This is a genomic window from Streptomyces sp. NPDC048434 (assembly GCF_043200375.1).
Taxonomy (GTDB): Bacteria; Actinomycetota; Actinomycetes; order Streptomycetales; family Streptomycetaceae; genus Streptomyces.
The window spans coordinates 452,804-466,441 of record NZ_JBICXQ010000001.1 but is presented as its reverse complement, the minus strand read 5'-3'; the positions used below and the strand labels follow the sequence as shown (position 1 = coordinate 466,441).

Here is a 13,638-nt window from a genome sequence, read left to right as displayed (position 1 = left end):
CCGCCCGGCAACCACCGGCGCCCCAGAACCGCACCTCAGTCCCGCACGCCGCCCGTCAGGGTGGACTTAATCGAACCCAACTCGCCCTCATGCCGCAACAGTTCGACTTCAGGGCGATGAATGCCTGCTTCCTTGCACCCCTTGGCGTTCTCTTGTTCCGAATACCTCGGTGACGGCATCGGCTTCCGCCAGGATGTCGCGCAAAACAGCGTTGGCGAGCCAAGGGATCCCAGAATGAGAATGACCGACATATCGCTGGATTGGCTGGTTCCCGGAGCCCTGCTGCTCGTCGGCGTGCCGGTGGCCGCGGCACTGGTGGTACGCGGGAGGCGCGCGGCCGCCCGAGCTGCCGGCGAGGATTCCTGGGAACGCAGCGAGGAGCGCCGGCGCCGCAAGGAGACCGTCTTCGCCTCGGCCTCCTATCTGCTGCTGTTCTGCTGTGCGGCGGTCGCCGCCGCACTGTCCTTCCACGGTTTGGTCGGCTTCGGCGTACAGAACCTCAACCTCTCCGGGGGCTGGGAGTACCTGGTGCCGTTCGGGCTCGACGGCGCGGCGATGTTCTGCTCCGTGCTCGCCGTGCGGGAGGCCAGCCACGGTGACGCGGCGCTCGGTTCCCGGTTGCTGGTGTGGACGTTCGCGGGCGCGGCGGCGTGGTTCAACTGGGTGCATGCGCCGCGTGGCCTGGACCACGCGGGCGCGCCGCAGTTCTTCGCCGGGATGTCGCTGTCGGCGGCGGTCCTCTTCGACCGAGCGCTCAAGCAGACCCGCCGGGCGGCGCTGCGCGAGCAGGGCCTGGTGCCCCGTCCGCTGCCGCAGATCCGGATCGTCCGCTGGCTGCGCGCTCCCCGCGAGACCTTCGCGGCGTGGTCGCTGATGCTGCTGGAGGGCGTACGGACGCTGGACGAGGCGGTCGAGGAGGTCCGCGAGGACCGGCGCGAGAAGGAAACACACCGTCTCCGCAGGCGCGAGCAGGGCAAGCTCGACCGCGCACGCATCAAGGCCATCAACCGGCAGCACCGCGGCTGGGGCCTCGGCCGGGGTGGCGGCCGGCAGCTGGCGGTGACACAGGCGACGGCGGCCCCCGCGGAGGTGGCCGACCCCGCCATAGCCGGCGACGCCGAGCCGCTGCTCACCGGCGAGCTGCCGGTGCGCGCCCGTCCGGCACTCAAGGCCGTATCCGGCGCTGAGACCGAGGGTGCCGATATCGCGGCCGGGTCCCGACCGGCCGTGGATCTCACCGCCGAGGACGACACCCAGACGATTCCCCGTCTGGACTCCCTGGAGGAGAAACTCGCCGAGATCGAACGGCAATTCGGCTGACGGATGGCGGACCGCGCCGACCGGCACCCTCGCCCATGGGTCAGGCCGGTCCGCCGCCCAGCTCGAACCACACGCTCTTGCCGAGGCTTTCGGTACGGATCCCCCATGCATCGGCTAAGGAACGCACCAGCATCAGCCCCCTGCCGGAGGTTCCTTCGGTCGTCGGTGTGCGCGGCTCGGGGCGGCCGGGAACGAAGTCCCGCACCTCCACCCGCAGCCGGTCGCTGACCCTGGCCGTGACGACGGCGCCGCCCTCCGCATGCACCAGGGCGTTGGTGACCAGCTCGCTGGTGAGCAGCGTCGCGACCTCCGCGAGCTCGCCGTCCCCCGGCGCCGCCCAGCGGTTCAGCAGCTGGCGCAGCTCCCTGCGCACCTCGCCGACCGCTTTCAGATCCGCGTGTCGCACCTTGCGCTCCAGTACACCCGGCGCTCGCGCGGCGATTCCCCCGTTCCGGCTCCCCTCGGCCGTTTCCTGCTTTCTGTCCCGTTGTCCGCGCCGCACAGGCTGACGCATTTTCTCCCCCGCCCCCAACGAACTTCGGCGCTCTGTCTCGAACAGCCTCACGGTCAGCATGCCCATCGGATCTGCCGCCATGCCTTCCACCCGCCGGGTCGCCGCTCCGCGTCCCGCGCGCCGGGTGGGCCGAGCCGGGCCCCAGTGGGTATGCCTCACCCCGATCCTGTCGTGGAACCCCGGCCGGGACCCGGATGACCGGGACACCCCCGGCAACCGCGGGGGCACCGCGCCCGCGCCCTGGAGGCGTCGGGGAGTACGAGCGTGAGGAGCCGCTGTGCACGACGACCGACTGCTGGTGGAGGGGCGCCTGGAGCGGGCGCTGGGGCAGTTCATCCGGCCCGCGCAGTACGCGGCGCGGGTACCGCTGCGCCTCACGGTCTGGCATGCGCCGGGCGTGGGGGCCTCCCCTGCTCCGGGGGAGTCGGGAGCCGGGGGAGCCGGGGGAACAGTGCCGGTGGGCGAGGCGCTGCGGGCCCCGTACGAGCCCTTCGCGGTCGGCGAAGCCTGGGGGCCGCCGTGGTCCACGAGCTGGTTCCGGCTGGCGGGTGAGGTGCCGCGGGAGTGGGCGGGGCGGCGGGTGGAGGCCGTCATCGACCCGGGCTTCAGCGGTGACGGGCCCGGGTTCCAGGCCGAGGGGCTCGTTTACGACGCCGAGGGCGTGCCGGTCAAGGGCATCCATCCGCGCAACCGGCATGTCCCGGTCGGCGCGCCGGTCAGCGGCGGTGAGGAGGTGCGGCTGCTGCTGGAGGCGGCCGCGAATCCGGCGGTGCTGCGGGACTTCCGCCCCACCGACCTCGGCGATGTCCGCACCGCTCCGCGCCGGCCGCTGTACCGCTTCGCCTCGGCGGATCTCGCGGTGCTCGACGAGAACGTCTGGCAGCTGATCCTCGATATCGAGGTGCTGTCGGAGCTGATGCACGAGCTGCCCGCCGACGGCTCGCGCCGGCACGAGATCCTGCGGGCCCTGGAGGACATGCTGGACGCGCTCGATCTGCACGATGTCGGCGGCACCGCGACCGCGGGGCGGGCCGCGCTGGCGGACGTACTGAGCCGGCCGGCCACGGCGAGCGCCCATCGCGTCTCGGCCACCGGACATGCGCATATCGACTCCGCCTGGCTGTGGCCGCTGCGCGAGACCGTGCGCAAGGCGTCCCGCACCTTCGCCAATGTCACCCAACTCGCCGGGGAGTACCCGGAGTTGGCGTTCGCCTGCTCCCAGGCGCAGCAGTACGCCTGGGTCAAGGAGCACCAGCCGCACCTCTGGGAGCGCATCAAGGAGGCCGTACGGAACGGCAATTGGGCTCCGGTCGGCTCGATGTGGGTGGAGTCCGACGCCAATATGCCCGGCGGCGAGGCGCTGGCCCGGCAGCTGGTGCACGGCAAACGGTTCTTCCTGGAGGAGCTGGGGGTGGAGACCGAGGAGGTCTGGCTGCCGGACTCGTTCGGCTACACCGCCGCCTTCCCGCAGCTGGCGCGGCTGGCCGGCGCGAAGTGGTTCCTGACCCAGAAGCTGTCGTGGAACCAGACCGACAAAATGCCGCACCACACCTTCTGGTGGGAGGGCATCGACGGCACCCGCGTCTTCACCCACTTCCCGCCGGTCGACACCTACAACTCGCAGCTGGCCGCCCGTGAACTCGCCCACGCCGAACGCAACTTCGCCGACAAGGGCCGCGCCACTCGCTCCCTGGTGCCCTTCGGCTGGGGCGACGGCGGGGGCGGCCCGACCCGCGAGATGCTGGAGCGGGCCCGCCGGCTGCGCTCCCTGGAGGGCTCGCCCCGCGTCGGGATCGAGCCGCCGGCCCGGTTCTTCGAGTCCGCCCACGCCGAGTACGGGCCGGCGGCGCCGGTCTGGTCGGGTGAGCTGTACCTCCAGTTCCACCGCGGCACGTACACCTCGCAGGCGAAGACCAAGCAGGGCAACCGGCGCAGTGAACACCTGCTGCGGGAGGCGGAGTTGTGGGCCGCGACGGCGGCGGTACGGGCGGGCGACGGCGGCTACACCTACCCGTACGACGCCCTCGACCGTCTCTGGAAGACCGTGCTGCTGCACCAGTTCCACGACATCCTGCCGGGGTCGTCCATCGCCTGGGTCCACCGCGAGGCACGTGACACCTATGCGGCGGTGGCGGCCGAACTGACCGGGATCATCGAGACGGCGCTCGGGGCGCTGGAGGCGGATGCGGCAGCGGCGGCCGGGGGGCTGACGGTGTTCAATGCCTCGCCCTACGCCCGGGACGAGATCGTCGCGCTGCCGGCGGGCCCGGGGACGGACGGGCCCACCGAGGTCGCGGTGCATGTCCCCGCGCTGGGCTCGGCGGCCGTCCGCCCGGCCGGCCCGGACTCCCCCACCCCGCCGCCCCCGCCCGTACGGGCGGACACCGGCGACGGAGGCACGGTCACGCTCGACAACGGGCTGCTGCGGGTGCTCGTCGACGCCGACGGCCTGCTGGCCTCCGTGCGCGATCTGCACGCCGGCCGGGAGGTGCTGGCGCCGGGCGCCCGCGGCAATCTGCTGCAGCTGCACCCCGACCACCCCAACCAGTACGACGCCTGGGACCTCGACCGGCACTACCGCCACCGGCACACCGATCTGACCGAGGCCGAGTCCGTCGAGCTGGCCGAGGCCGGGCCGCTGTCCGCGACGGTGCGGGTGACCAGGGCGTTCGGCGCGTCCCGGATCACCCAGGAGCTGATCCTGCGGGCGGGCTCGCACCGCCTCGACATCGCCACCGACATCGAGTGGCACGAGTCGGAGAAGGTCCTCAAGGCCGCGTTCCCCCTGGATGTGCACGCCGAACGGTCCACCTCCGAGGTGCAGTTCGGGCACGTGCACCGCCCCACGCACACCAACACCAGCTGGGACGCGGCCCGTTTCGAGATCTGCGCCCACCGCTGGCTGCGGGTGGCCGAGCCCGGCTACGGCATCGCCCTGCTCAACGACTCCACATACGGCCATGACGTCACCCGCACCCCGCACCCCGAGGGCCTGGGTACGACGGTCCGGCTGACCCTGCTGCGCGCGCCGCACAGCCCCGACCCCGAGACCGACCAGGGCGTCCACCGCTTCACCTATGCCCTGCTGCCGGGCGCCGGGGCCGGCGAGGCGGTGGCCGAGGGCCTGGCGCTCAACCTGCCCCTCAGGACCGCCACCGCACCGCCCGTCCTGCCGCTGATCCGCGTCGACCACCCGGCCCTGACCGTCGAGTCGGTCAAGCTCGCCGAGGACCGCAGCGGCGATGTGGTGGTGCGGCTGTACGAGTCCCGCGGCGGACGCGCGAGCGGCACGCTCTCTCCCGGTTTCCCGGTCGAACGGGCCACCGTCACCGACCTGTTGGAGCGGCCGCTGCACGAGGAGCAGGAAGGGCCGACGTCGGATGTGGCGGTGGAGCTGCGCCCGTTCCAGATCCTGACGCTACGGCTGCGTCCGCAGCGCCCGCCTGGCGCCTGAGCTCGTACTTTGACCTGGAACGTTCACCGGCTTGGCGCTCGTCGTGGTGGACGATGTCGCGAGCACGCCCTCGGGCGGACGGATTGCGTACGGGTTCGCCTGGACCGGTGAGCGTCACGAAGGGCCCCGCACACGAGCCGCCAGGGCTCGCGGACGGGGCCTTGGGAGTGGCCGGACTACTCAGCCGCTCCGGACTCCGCATCGGGAAAGACGAACCCGCGGACGGGCGCCCCGTCCTCGCCGTCCGGTTCCTCCTGAGCATCACGCCATGCCTGCACGAGGGGGGCGTATCGGGGGTTGGTCCATTCAGTCATGGGTCCTCCTGTCGATGCCCAGAGTGTGGCAGACGCCCGTTACGGCTTATCCCGGCACGGAGGCCGGGGGGCCGGCATGGGCTTGATCGGGCCGGTGTCGCTCGGGGAGTGCTGGCACTTCGCTGCGACGGTGACAAGCTGATCGCCTCGTGGGGAGCCCCACAGCTCCTCGTCGACGTCGTATCCGGCAGCCCGGATGGCGTCCTGCGTGCGTACCAGAATCATCGGGTCGTAGTTCTTGGGGTCGTAGCCCGGGTAGTGATGGATGAAACCCCCCATTCGACGCGCACAGCCCTGCGTACACCTTTGTGTGGAGAATCAGAGCGTGCCACCCCTCATCGACGACGCGCGAGGGCGCCAACGGGGCGTCAGGAGTCGCTGCGCAGACTGCCACGAACTTCAGCCCCTCATCGGCAATTCGCTCAGCGAGCGGGACCTCCATACCGGGGTTGTTGTCCGTCCTGGCGACGCTCCGATACGCCGCCGGGCTGATCAGATCCCTTACGGTGGTTAACACGTGTGACCTCTCATCGAGTTGTGTCATACGGGCGCCGTTCCCGGCCGTGATCGCTGTCCAGGCATTCGGCCGGGGACGGTCGTTTCGCTTCATGCAACCGGCCCGGGTCACCTATGCCCCGGGCCGGGGTCTGTGACGGTCGTCCGGCAACACGTCTGGCTCCGGACCACCGCATTCCGGCACCGAGGAGCGACAGGATCGTCCCAGCGGCCGACGGTGCACGGTGTGTCCTCATTGCCGCCCCGCCCGGCGGCAGCGGACGCACGGGTCGGGGCACGGCTGGATGACTTCCTCGGCGGGGACGAAAGTGACGCCCGGGATCACGTACGGGCGAACCGGTAACGTGCCCGTCGATGTGTCGTCCATCCGGTTGTGTGCGGGCTCCAGTTGTTCCGACGTCATGATGTTCGCTCCCACTTCCCGCGCGTCCCGGGCAACGTGGAGGCTCAGCTCCTCCGCTGCCGCAGCACCCTTCGCGTCTCGGACTGACACGGGAATCATGTCGCCACGTTCCGTCACGTACGACGACAGTCAAGGCGTCATGTCGGCGACATACGGGGCGTCATATAGGGGTCCTCAGAACCCAGTTACGCCCTACCGTAGGAGCATGGGCGGACCCAACACGATCCTTCAGACCGTACGTAAGGGGCTCCTCATGAGCCAGGATGATCTGGCACGCGCGCTACGCGCTGCCGGCGACCGCTCAGGTGATCCGAACGACGCCAGCAAGCGGCTTGTTCAGCGCTGGGAATCCGGCAGCATCAGCGTTCCGCGCCCTGTCTATGCCCGTGCGCTGGAAACCGTGACGGGACTCCCCATCGACTCTCTGGGGTTCAGCGGACTGGCTTCCGTGGCACGCGTGACGGACGACGGCGCAGGCGGCCACGATCTGCAGCCGGCTCCCTCAGGGGTAGCGCCGGCGCAAGCGCACCCGCCGCGGTCCGAAGCGTCACCGTCCCGTGGGCCGCATTCCGGGGTGTGGCTGAGCCGTTACGAGTACTTCAGCAGCGGACGGGACGCAACGCACACCGGCCGGCACTTCGTAGTCGTGCTGCAACACGGTCATCGGCTCGCGGTGCGCAGCCTTCCTGACTCGTCCGATTCTCCGCTGACGATGGATCTGGAGATCGACGGTGCAGTGGTGACAGGCTCGTGGACGGAGCAGACGGCCTCGGAGGGCTACTACGCAGGTGCGCGGTACCACGGTGCAATCCAGATGCTCGTGGAACCGACGGGCCGTCGCATCGCCGGCAAGTGGGTAGGGTTCGGAAAGGACTTCGACGTGAATACGGGTCCATGGGAGTTGGTCTTCCAGGACGCGTCCACGTCGAAAGCCACCCTGGCGAAGTACAACCACCGCCCCTGAACGGTGGTGCAGTTCGACGAGTCCCGCGGCAGGCGTGCAGCCGGCACGCTCTCCCCGGGCCTCTCCCGCCGGAGGAACTTACCTACATCCGGGGAATGTTCCGCAGATTGGAGCGGGCCATCTGCAGCATCCGGCCGACCCCGCCGTCCAGCACGATCTTGCCGGCCGACAGTGCGAAGCCGGACACCATCTCGGCGCTGATCTTCGGCGGGATCGACAGGGCGTTGGGGTCGGTGACGATGTCGACCAGCGCCGGGCCCTTGTGTTTGAAGGCCTCGCGCAGGGCGCTGCGCAGTTGCTTGGGCTTCTCCACCCGGATGCCGTGTGCCCCGGAGGCGCGGGCGATGGCCGCGAAGTCCGGGTTCCGGTAGGTGGTGCCGTACGACGGCAGACCGGACACCAGCATCTCCAGCTCCACCATGCCCAGCGAGGAGTTGTTGAACAGCACCACCTTCACCGGGAGGTCGTACTGGACGAGGGTGAGGAAGTCGCCCATCAGCATGGAGAATCCGCCGTCGCCGGACATGGAGACGACCTGGCGTTTGCGGTCGAGGAACTGGGCGCCGATCGCCTGCGGCAGGGCATTGGCCATGGAGCCGTGGCTGAACGAACCAATCACCCGGCGGCGGCCGTTGGGGCTGAGATAGCGGGCGGCCCAGACGTTGCACATACCGGTGTCGACCGTGAAGATCGCGTCGTCGGCGGCCTCCTCGTCCAGGATGGCGGCGACGAACTCCGGGTGGATCGGGACATGCTTCTCGACGTTGCGGGTGTAGGCCTTGACCACGCCTTCCAGCGCCTCGGCGTGCTTCTTCAGCATCCGGTCGAGGAACTTGCGGTTCTGCTTCGGGCGCACTTTGGGGGTCAGACCGCGCAGCGTCTCGCGGACATCGCCCCAGACGGCCAGGTCGAGCTTGGAGCGGCGGCCCAGATGTTCGGGCCGGACATCGACCTGGACGATCTTGTTGTCGTCGGGCAGGAACGCGTTGTACGGGAAGTCCGTGCCGAGCAGGATCAGCAGGTCGCACTCATGGGTGGCCTCGTAGGCCGCACCGTAGCCGAGCAGTCCGCTCATGCCCACGTCGTAGGGGTTGTCGTACTGGATCCACTCCTTGCCGCGCAGCGCATGGCCGACCGGGGACTTCACCCGCTCGGCGAACTCCATCACTTCGGCATGGGCGCCGGCCGTGCCGCTGCCGCAGAACAGCGTGACCTTGTCGGCCTCGTCGATCATCCGGGCCAGCTTGTCGAGCTCGGCGTCTCCGGGGCGTACGGACGGACGCGAGGTGACCAGGGCGTGCTCGATCGCGCGCTCGGGGGCCTGTTCGGCGGCGATGTCGCCGGGGAGGGAGACGACCGCGACCCCGCTCTGCCCGATGGCGTGCTGGATCGCCGTCTGCACCACCCGCGGCATCTGCCGGGTGTTGGAGATCAGTTCGCTGTAGTGGCTGCACTCGGAGAACAGCCGGTCGGGGTGGGTCTCCTGGAAGAAGTTGGTGCCGATCTCGCTGGAGGGGATCTGGGAGGCCAGGGCGAGGACCGGGGCCATGGAGCGATGGGCGTCGTACAGGCCGTTGATGAGGTGCAGATTGCCGGGGCCGCAGGAGCCGGCGCAGGCCGCGAGCTTGCCGGTGAGCTGGGCTTCCGCCCCGGCGGCGAAGGCGGCGACCTCCTCGTGGCGGACCTGGATCCAGTCGATCGCGGAGTTCCGCCGGATGGCGTCCACCACCGGGTTGAGGCTGTCGCCGACGACGCCGTAGAGCCGCTGCACCCCCGCCCGCACGAGGATGTCCACGAACTGCTCGGCCACGGTCTGCTTCGCCATGTCGCTGTCGCTCCTTCGACGGGTGGGGGCTGCCCGCTGACGCGGTGGGGGATGCCTTCCCATGAACCCATGCGGTGCCCCGGCGCGCCTCCGCTGTGCGTCCCCTTCCGGTCCACGCTCCGGGTCCCCGTGTGCCCGGCGCTACGACTCCCACACCCCGACGGCCGTACGGTCCTTCGGGTGGCCCTCGACCCGCAGTTGCGCGGTGGCGAGGAAGTCCACCAGGCCCGGCGGTTCGGCGGCGGACCACCGGTCGGCCAGCCGGGCGGCGACGGCGGGCTCCTCCCGCAGCGGCTCGGCGAGGCCGGCGCTGCACAGCAGCAGAGTGTCCCCCGGACGGGCGAAGGCCGTCCGGAAGAGGAACGGCTCGGGCCGCGCCGGGCTCTCGGCCGGGGCGGGACGGGGCAGTCCGCCGGTGCCGCCCGCCGTCTCCCTGGAGACCTGGCCCGTCACGGCGGGCTCCAGGTCCTGCCAGGCGCCGTCGCGCAGCAGGAAGAGGCCGCCCGCGCCGACGCCGAAGAACACCCGGGTACGGCAGTCCGGGTCGGCGGGCAGCAGCAGACAGCGCAGCGCGGCCGGGTACCGCTCCGGTGGGGCGGCCCGCTCCGGTGCCCGGCCGCGCAGCTTGCCGTAGCTGCGGTCGGTGAGCCGCTGCAGCCCGGACTTGAGGGCGTCGCGACGGTCCGTGCGGATGTCCTCCGCCAGTCGGGTGTAACTGCGGCCGACCGCGCCACCGATCCAGGTGCAGGCGTCCCGGGCGGCGCGGTCGGCGCCCTCGGCGGGCGTCCGGCCGGTGGCGACGGCAACCAGGATCAGGGCGTGCCGGCCGGCCCCGAAGCGGGCGGTGAGCAGCGCATCACGGCGTACGTCACCGCGACGGCGGGCGGCGTCGCCGCGCTGTGAGGCGGCACGCAGGGTCAGCGCGCCGTACCGGGCGCCGTCCAGCATGGTGTCGGGCACCATGTCGTCGAGCGCGGCCGGGTCGGCGGCGGGCAGTTCGCCCGGCTCGGCCCCGTAGGACGGTGGCCGGTCACCGGCGAGGCCGGCGGTGGCGGGCGGCGGCGTGTCCCGGGGTGGGCGTGGGACCGGGGCGGCTCGTCGCCCGGCGGACGGGCGGTCGGCGGATGCCGTGTGCGTGCCGGACCCGGTGGACCGGAGCGGGATCGGTGCCGACGGCTCGGGCGGGGGTGGTCCGGACCGGCCCGGCGGTTCCCGCGGTGGCAGCTCGGCCGTACCGGAATCCGGGGGCTCCTCCGGCGCCGGACCGGCCCACCGCGGCACGCCCAGCGCCCGCAGCGCCGACTCGACCCGGTCATCGAGGGTGTCCGGGGCGTCGGACGGCCCGGCATCGCACACCGCGCCGCGCGCCGGAGTGCCCTCTCCCACGCCCTCGCCGCCGCTGCCGTCGCCGTACAACTGCCGCCACCAGTCGTCCTCGTGGCCACGCGCGGCTCCCTGCTGATTCATGGGCCGTATTGTCCCTGGACGGCCACGGCCGAAACAGGGCGCGAAAGAGCGTCCACCGGGCGGCCGGCCTCCTACGGGTGACCGTCCGACGGAGGGCAGCGGTCGGCGCAGGTCACGGGTGCGGACCAGGGCCGGTCCGACGGTTCAGGGACGGAAGGGCGGCCGTGATCCGTCGGACCGGCCCTGAGATCCGGCGGTCCGGATTGCCGTGGGCATCGGCCAGTTCGGCCTTCGGCGTTGTCTGTTTGCCGGGTGATGCGGGAGGGGCGGGGCTGACGGCGGGGCACTCGCCGGGCGCCCCGGTCCGGCCGGCCGGCAAGCGCTTCCGGGCCGCGTCCGGCACGCTGGGCCCATGAGAGTGTGCAGCGTACGAGCCGTCATGGGGCGTGCGCCCGCCGGGAGTGAGGCCGGCGCGTGAGCGAGAGCAGCGAGCGAGCCTTGGGACGGTGCCTGCCTCGCGACGGCAAGCCGGCCCCGCGACGTGGGGCCGGCGCATGAGTGTGTGGCAGCTGGTTGCGGTCGGACTGGTGTTGCTGCTCGGGCTGCTCGGGGTGCTGGTGCCCGGTATCCCCGGGCCGCTGATCGTCTGGGCGGGCGTGCTGTGGTGGACGCTCTCCGAGAAGTCCTCCCTGGCCTGGTTGGTGCTCATGGGTGCCACCGCCGTGCTGCTCCTCAACCAGACGCTGAAGTGGCTGCTGCCGGTCCGCAATCTGCGGGCCGCGGGCGCGCCGTACCGGACGCTGTTCCTGGCGGGGGTGGCCGGCATCGTGGGGTTCTTCGTGATCCCGGTCATCGGGGGTCCGCTGGGCGCCGTCGGCGGCCTCTACCTGCTGGAGCGTGTCCGGCTCGGCAGCCATGGCGATGCCCGCGCCTCGACCCGTACGGTCATGCGCGCCATCGGCCTGAGCGTGCTGATCGAGCTGTTCGCCTGTCTGCTGGTCATCGGCGCCTGGGCCGGGGCCGTGTCGGCGGGCTGAGCCGTCACCCGGCCCGGCCGGCCACGGCACACACGGGCCGGGCCGACGGCGGGGGTGCCTCCGACGGCCGGTACGCCTCCGACGGGCCGGACGCCTCCGTAGCCCCGTACGCCCCCGCCGGCCCGGACACCTCCGACGGCCCGGACGCCCCCGACACCTCTCCGGTCAGCATCTCCCCCGCCGGCAGCAGCCCGGCGTGCCACAGATGGTGCAGGGCGTACGCACCCCAGGGCCGCCACGCGGCGGCCGGGCCCACCCTCCCGTACCCGTCCCGCTCCTGACCGCTCCCCTGCGCCGCCGCCCCCACATCCGGGTCGCCCAGCGCACGCATCCTGAGGTACGCGGCCGCCCGCGGGCCGACCCCGGGCAGTGCGGCCAGCGCCCGTTCGGCGGCGCCACGGTCCGCGCCCGCGTCCAGCAGCACCGCACCGTCGGCGAGTGCGGTGCACAGCGCGCGGACCGGCTCCGCGACCTCCGCGCCGGTCAGTTCGGCGGGTGCGGGGAAGAGGTGGGTGAGCCCGCCGTCCGCCGCGTCCAGCGGTTTGCCGTACCGCCGAACCAGCGCGGCGGCGCGCTCCGGCGGGCCGCCCAGCACGGTCCGTACCGCGAGTTCCCCGGGGTCCGCCGCGCCGGGTGACCGCAACCCCGGCCGCTCGGCCACCAGCGGCCGGAGCAGCGGATCCGCGCCGAGCCGCTCGGCCACCGCGTACGGGTCGGCATCCAGGTCGAACAGCCGGCGGATCCGCTGCACGGCCGTCGACAGATCCCGCAGATCGGTCAGCCGCAGCCGGCACTCCAGCCAGCCGCCGTCCGTCCCGCGCGCCGCCGGGCACACCCGTCCCGCCGGTGGCCTGCGCCGTCCGGGCAACCCGGCGGGCTCATCGACCTCGGCGATCCCGCTGCCGTGGCTGAGCCGCAGCGTACGGCGGTAGGTGCGGCGGCCGCCGGGCCCGCGCACCTCCTCGACGCCGGGCACCGCCCGCGCCTGCAGAAAGTCGAAGATCTCGGCCGCCGCGTACGGCCCGCGGTAGGCCAGCCGCAGCGGAATCCCGGTGGCCGCCGAGCCGTCGTCGGCACCGGCTCCGCCCGGTCCGGTACCCGCCCCGGTTCCCGCCCCGCTTCCGGCGGTACGGCCCGCGGCGCCCCCACGCCCGGCCGCCGCCCGCAGGTCGCTGGGCGTGCCGGCGTAGATCTCCCGCATCGTGTCGTTGAACTGCCGGATGCTGGCGAACCCGGCCGCGAACGCCAGCTCGGTGACCGGCAGCGCCGTGGTCTGCAGCAGTACCCGCGCGGTGTGCGCCCGGCGGGCCCGCGCCAGCGCCACCGGCCCCGCGCCGAGCTCCGCGGTCAGCTGCCGCTGCACCTGACGCGCGCTGTACCCCAGCCGCTGCGCCAGCCCGCCGACGCCCTCCCGGTCGACCACTCCGTCCCCGATGAAGCGCATGGCCCGGCCGACCAGGTCGGCACGCACATTCCACTCGGCGGACCCCGGCACGGCGTCCGGCCGGCACCGGCGGCAGGCCCGGAATCCGGCCGCCTGCGCGGCGGCGGCCGACGGGAAGAACCGCACATTCACCCGCTTGGGAGTGACCGCGGGACAGCTCGGCCGGCAGTAGATACCGGTCGTCACCACCGCGAAGAAGAATTCCCCGTCGAACCGCGCGTCCCGGCTGGACACCGCTTCGTACCTGGCCTCGTCGTTCATCACCCCTTCAGTCTGCGCCGCACACAGCTCCCGGACTGGCGGAAATCGGACATGGCGTTCGGGGGGAGGGGCGGCCGGGGGGCGGCCCCCCCCCCCCCGCGTCACCTCACATCTGCGGCCCCCCCGTCCGCTCCATCATTTGTGGGCCCCGCGCCGGCGTGTTCTTGCAGTCCCCGCGG

General features: G+C 72.3%; 9 protein-coding genes. 4 read left to right on the top strand and 5 right to left on the bottom strand.

What is annotated here, in order from left to right; translation table 11 throughout:
- Window positions 1-234: 234 nt before the first annotated feature.
- Window positions 235-1,320: a DUF2637 domain-containing protein gene (locus ACGFWI_RS02115; protein ID WP_393903959.1), complete on the top strand. Its 1,086-nt coding sequence runs from the start codon at window positions 235-237 to the stop codon at window positions 1,318-1,320.
- Window positions 1,321-1,360: 40 nt separating this feature from the next.
- Here the strand turns inward: ACGFWI_RS02115 and ACGFWI_RS02110 are convergent, their stop codons facing one another.
- The gene (locus ACGFWI_RS02110; RefSeq protein WP_393904003.1) at window positions 1,361-1,738 is read right to left on the bottom strand and encodes an ATP-binding protein; all 378 of its coding nucleotides are present in this window, start codon (window positions 1,736-1,738) and stop codon (window positions 1,361-1,363) included.
- Between the two features lie 373 nt (window positions 1,739-2,111).
- Between ACGFWI_RS02110 and ACGFWI_RS02105 the strand changes: the two genes are divergently transcribed.
- The gene (locus ACGFWI_RS02105; protein ID WP_393903958.1) at window positions 2,112-5,288 is read left to right on the top strand and encodes an alpha-mannosidase; all 3,177 of its coding nucleotides are present in this window, start codon (window positions 2,112-2,114) and stop codon (window positions 5,286-5,288) included.
- A 176-nt stretch (window positions 5,289-5,464) separates the two neighbouring features.
- Here the strand turns inward: ACGFWI_RS02105 and ACGFWI_RS02100 are convergent, their stop codons facing one another.
- Entirely contained in the window at window positions 5,465-5,602 is a 138-nt protein-coding gene (locus ACGFWI_RS02100; protein WP_393903957.1) for a hypothetical protein, read from the bottom strand.
- 1,124 nt (window positions 5,603-6,726) lie between these two features.
- On the opposite strand from ACGFWI_RS02100, the gene ACGFWI_RS02095 reads away from it, so the two are divergent.
- A complete protein-coding gene (locus tag ACGFWI_RS02095; protein ID WP_393903956.1) occupies window positions 6,727-7,485 on the top strand; it encodes an XRE family transcriptional regulator in 759 nt (252 codons plus the stop codon).
- A gap of 82 nt (window positions 7,486-7,567) precedes the next feature.
- On the opposite strand, the gene ACGFWI_RS02090 is transcribed toward ACGFWI_RS02095, so the two are convergent.
- Together ACGFWI_RS02090 and ACGFWI_RS02085 are read right to left on the bottom strand one after the other, a co-directional pair.
- Window positions 7,568-9,310 (bottom strand): pyruvate dehydrogenase, encoded by a 1,743-nt coding sequence (locus tag ACGFWI_RS02090; RefSeq protein ID WP_393903955.1) that lies wholly within the window; start codon window positions 9,308-9,310, stop codon window positions 7,568-7,570.
- 141 nt (window positions 9,311-9,451) lie between these two features.
- Window positions 9,452-10,777 (bottom strand): protein phosphatase 2C domain-containing protein, encoded by a 1,326-nt coding sequence (locus ACGFWI_RS02085; RefSeq protein ID WP_393903954.1) that lies wholly within the window; start codon window positions 10,775-10,777, stop codon window positions 9,452-9,454.
- A gap of 494 nt (window positions 10,778-11,271) precedes the next feature.
- Here ACGFWI_RS02085 and ACGFWI_RS02080 point away from each other — a divergent pair, with 494 nt between their 5' ends.
- The gene (locus ACGFWI_RS02080) at window positions 11,272-11,754 is read left to right on the top strand and encodes a DUF456 domain-containing protein (RefSeq protein ID WP_393903953.1); all 483 of its coding nucleotides are present in this window, start codon (window positions 11,272-11,274) and stop codon (window positions 11,752-11,754) included.
- 4 nt (window positions 11,755-11,758) lie between these two features.
- Here the strand turns inward: ACGFWI_RS02080 and ACGFWI_RS02075 are convergent, their stop codons facing one another.
- Entirely contained in the window at window positions 11,759-13,459 is a 1,701-nt protein-coding gene (locus ACGFWI_RS02075; RefSeq protein WP_393904002.1) for a bifunctional transcriptional activator/DNA repair enzyme AdaA, read from the bottom strand.
- Window positions 13,460-13,638 lie beyond the last annotated feature (179 nt).

What these genes read in the sequence shown, in the direction of transcription:
- ACGFWI_RS02115 (WP_393903959.1), top strand. Translation starts at nt 235, where the DNA reads ATGAGAATGACCGACATATCGCTGGATTGGCTGGTTCCCGGAGCCCTG.
- ACGFWI_RS02100 (WP_393903957.1), bottom strand. Translation starts at nt 5,602, where the DNA reads ATGACTGAATGGACCAACCCCCGATACGCCCCCCTCGTGCAGGCATGG.
- ACGFWI_RS02095 (WP_393903956.1), top strand. Translation starts at nt 6,727, where the DNA reads ATGGGCGGACCCAACACGATCCTTCAGACCGTACGTAAGGGGCTCCTC.
- ACGFWI_RS02090 (WP_393903955.1), bottom strand. Translation starts at nt 9,310, where the DNA reads ATGGCGAAGCAGACCGTGGCCGAGCAGTTCGTGGACATCCTCGTGCGG.
- ACGFWI_RS02085 (WP_393903954.1), bottom strand. Translation starts at nt 10,777, where the DNA reads ATGAATCAGCAGGGAGCCGCGCGTGGCCACGAGGACGACTGGTGGCGG.
- ACGFWI_RS02080 (WP_393903953.1), top strand. Translation starts at nt 11,272, where the DNA reads ATGAGTGTGTGGCAGCTGGTTGCGGTCGGACTGGTGTTGCTGCTCGGG.
- ACGFWI_RS02075 (WP_393904002.1), bottom strand. Translation starts at nt 13,459, where the DNA reads ATGAACGACGAGGCCAGGTACGAAGCGGTGTCCAGCCGGGACGCGCGG.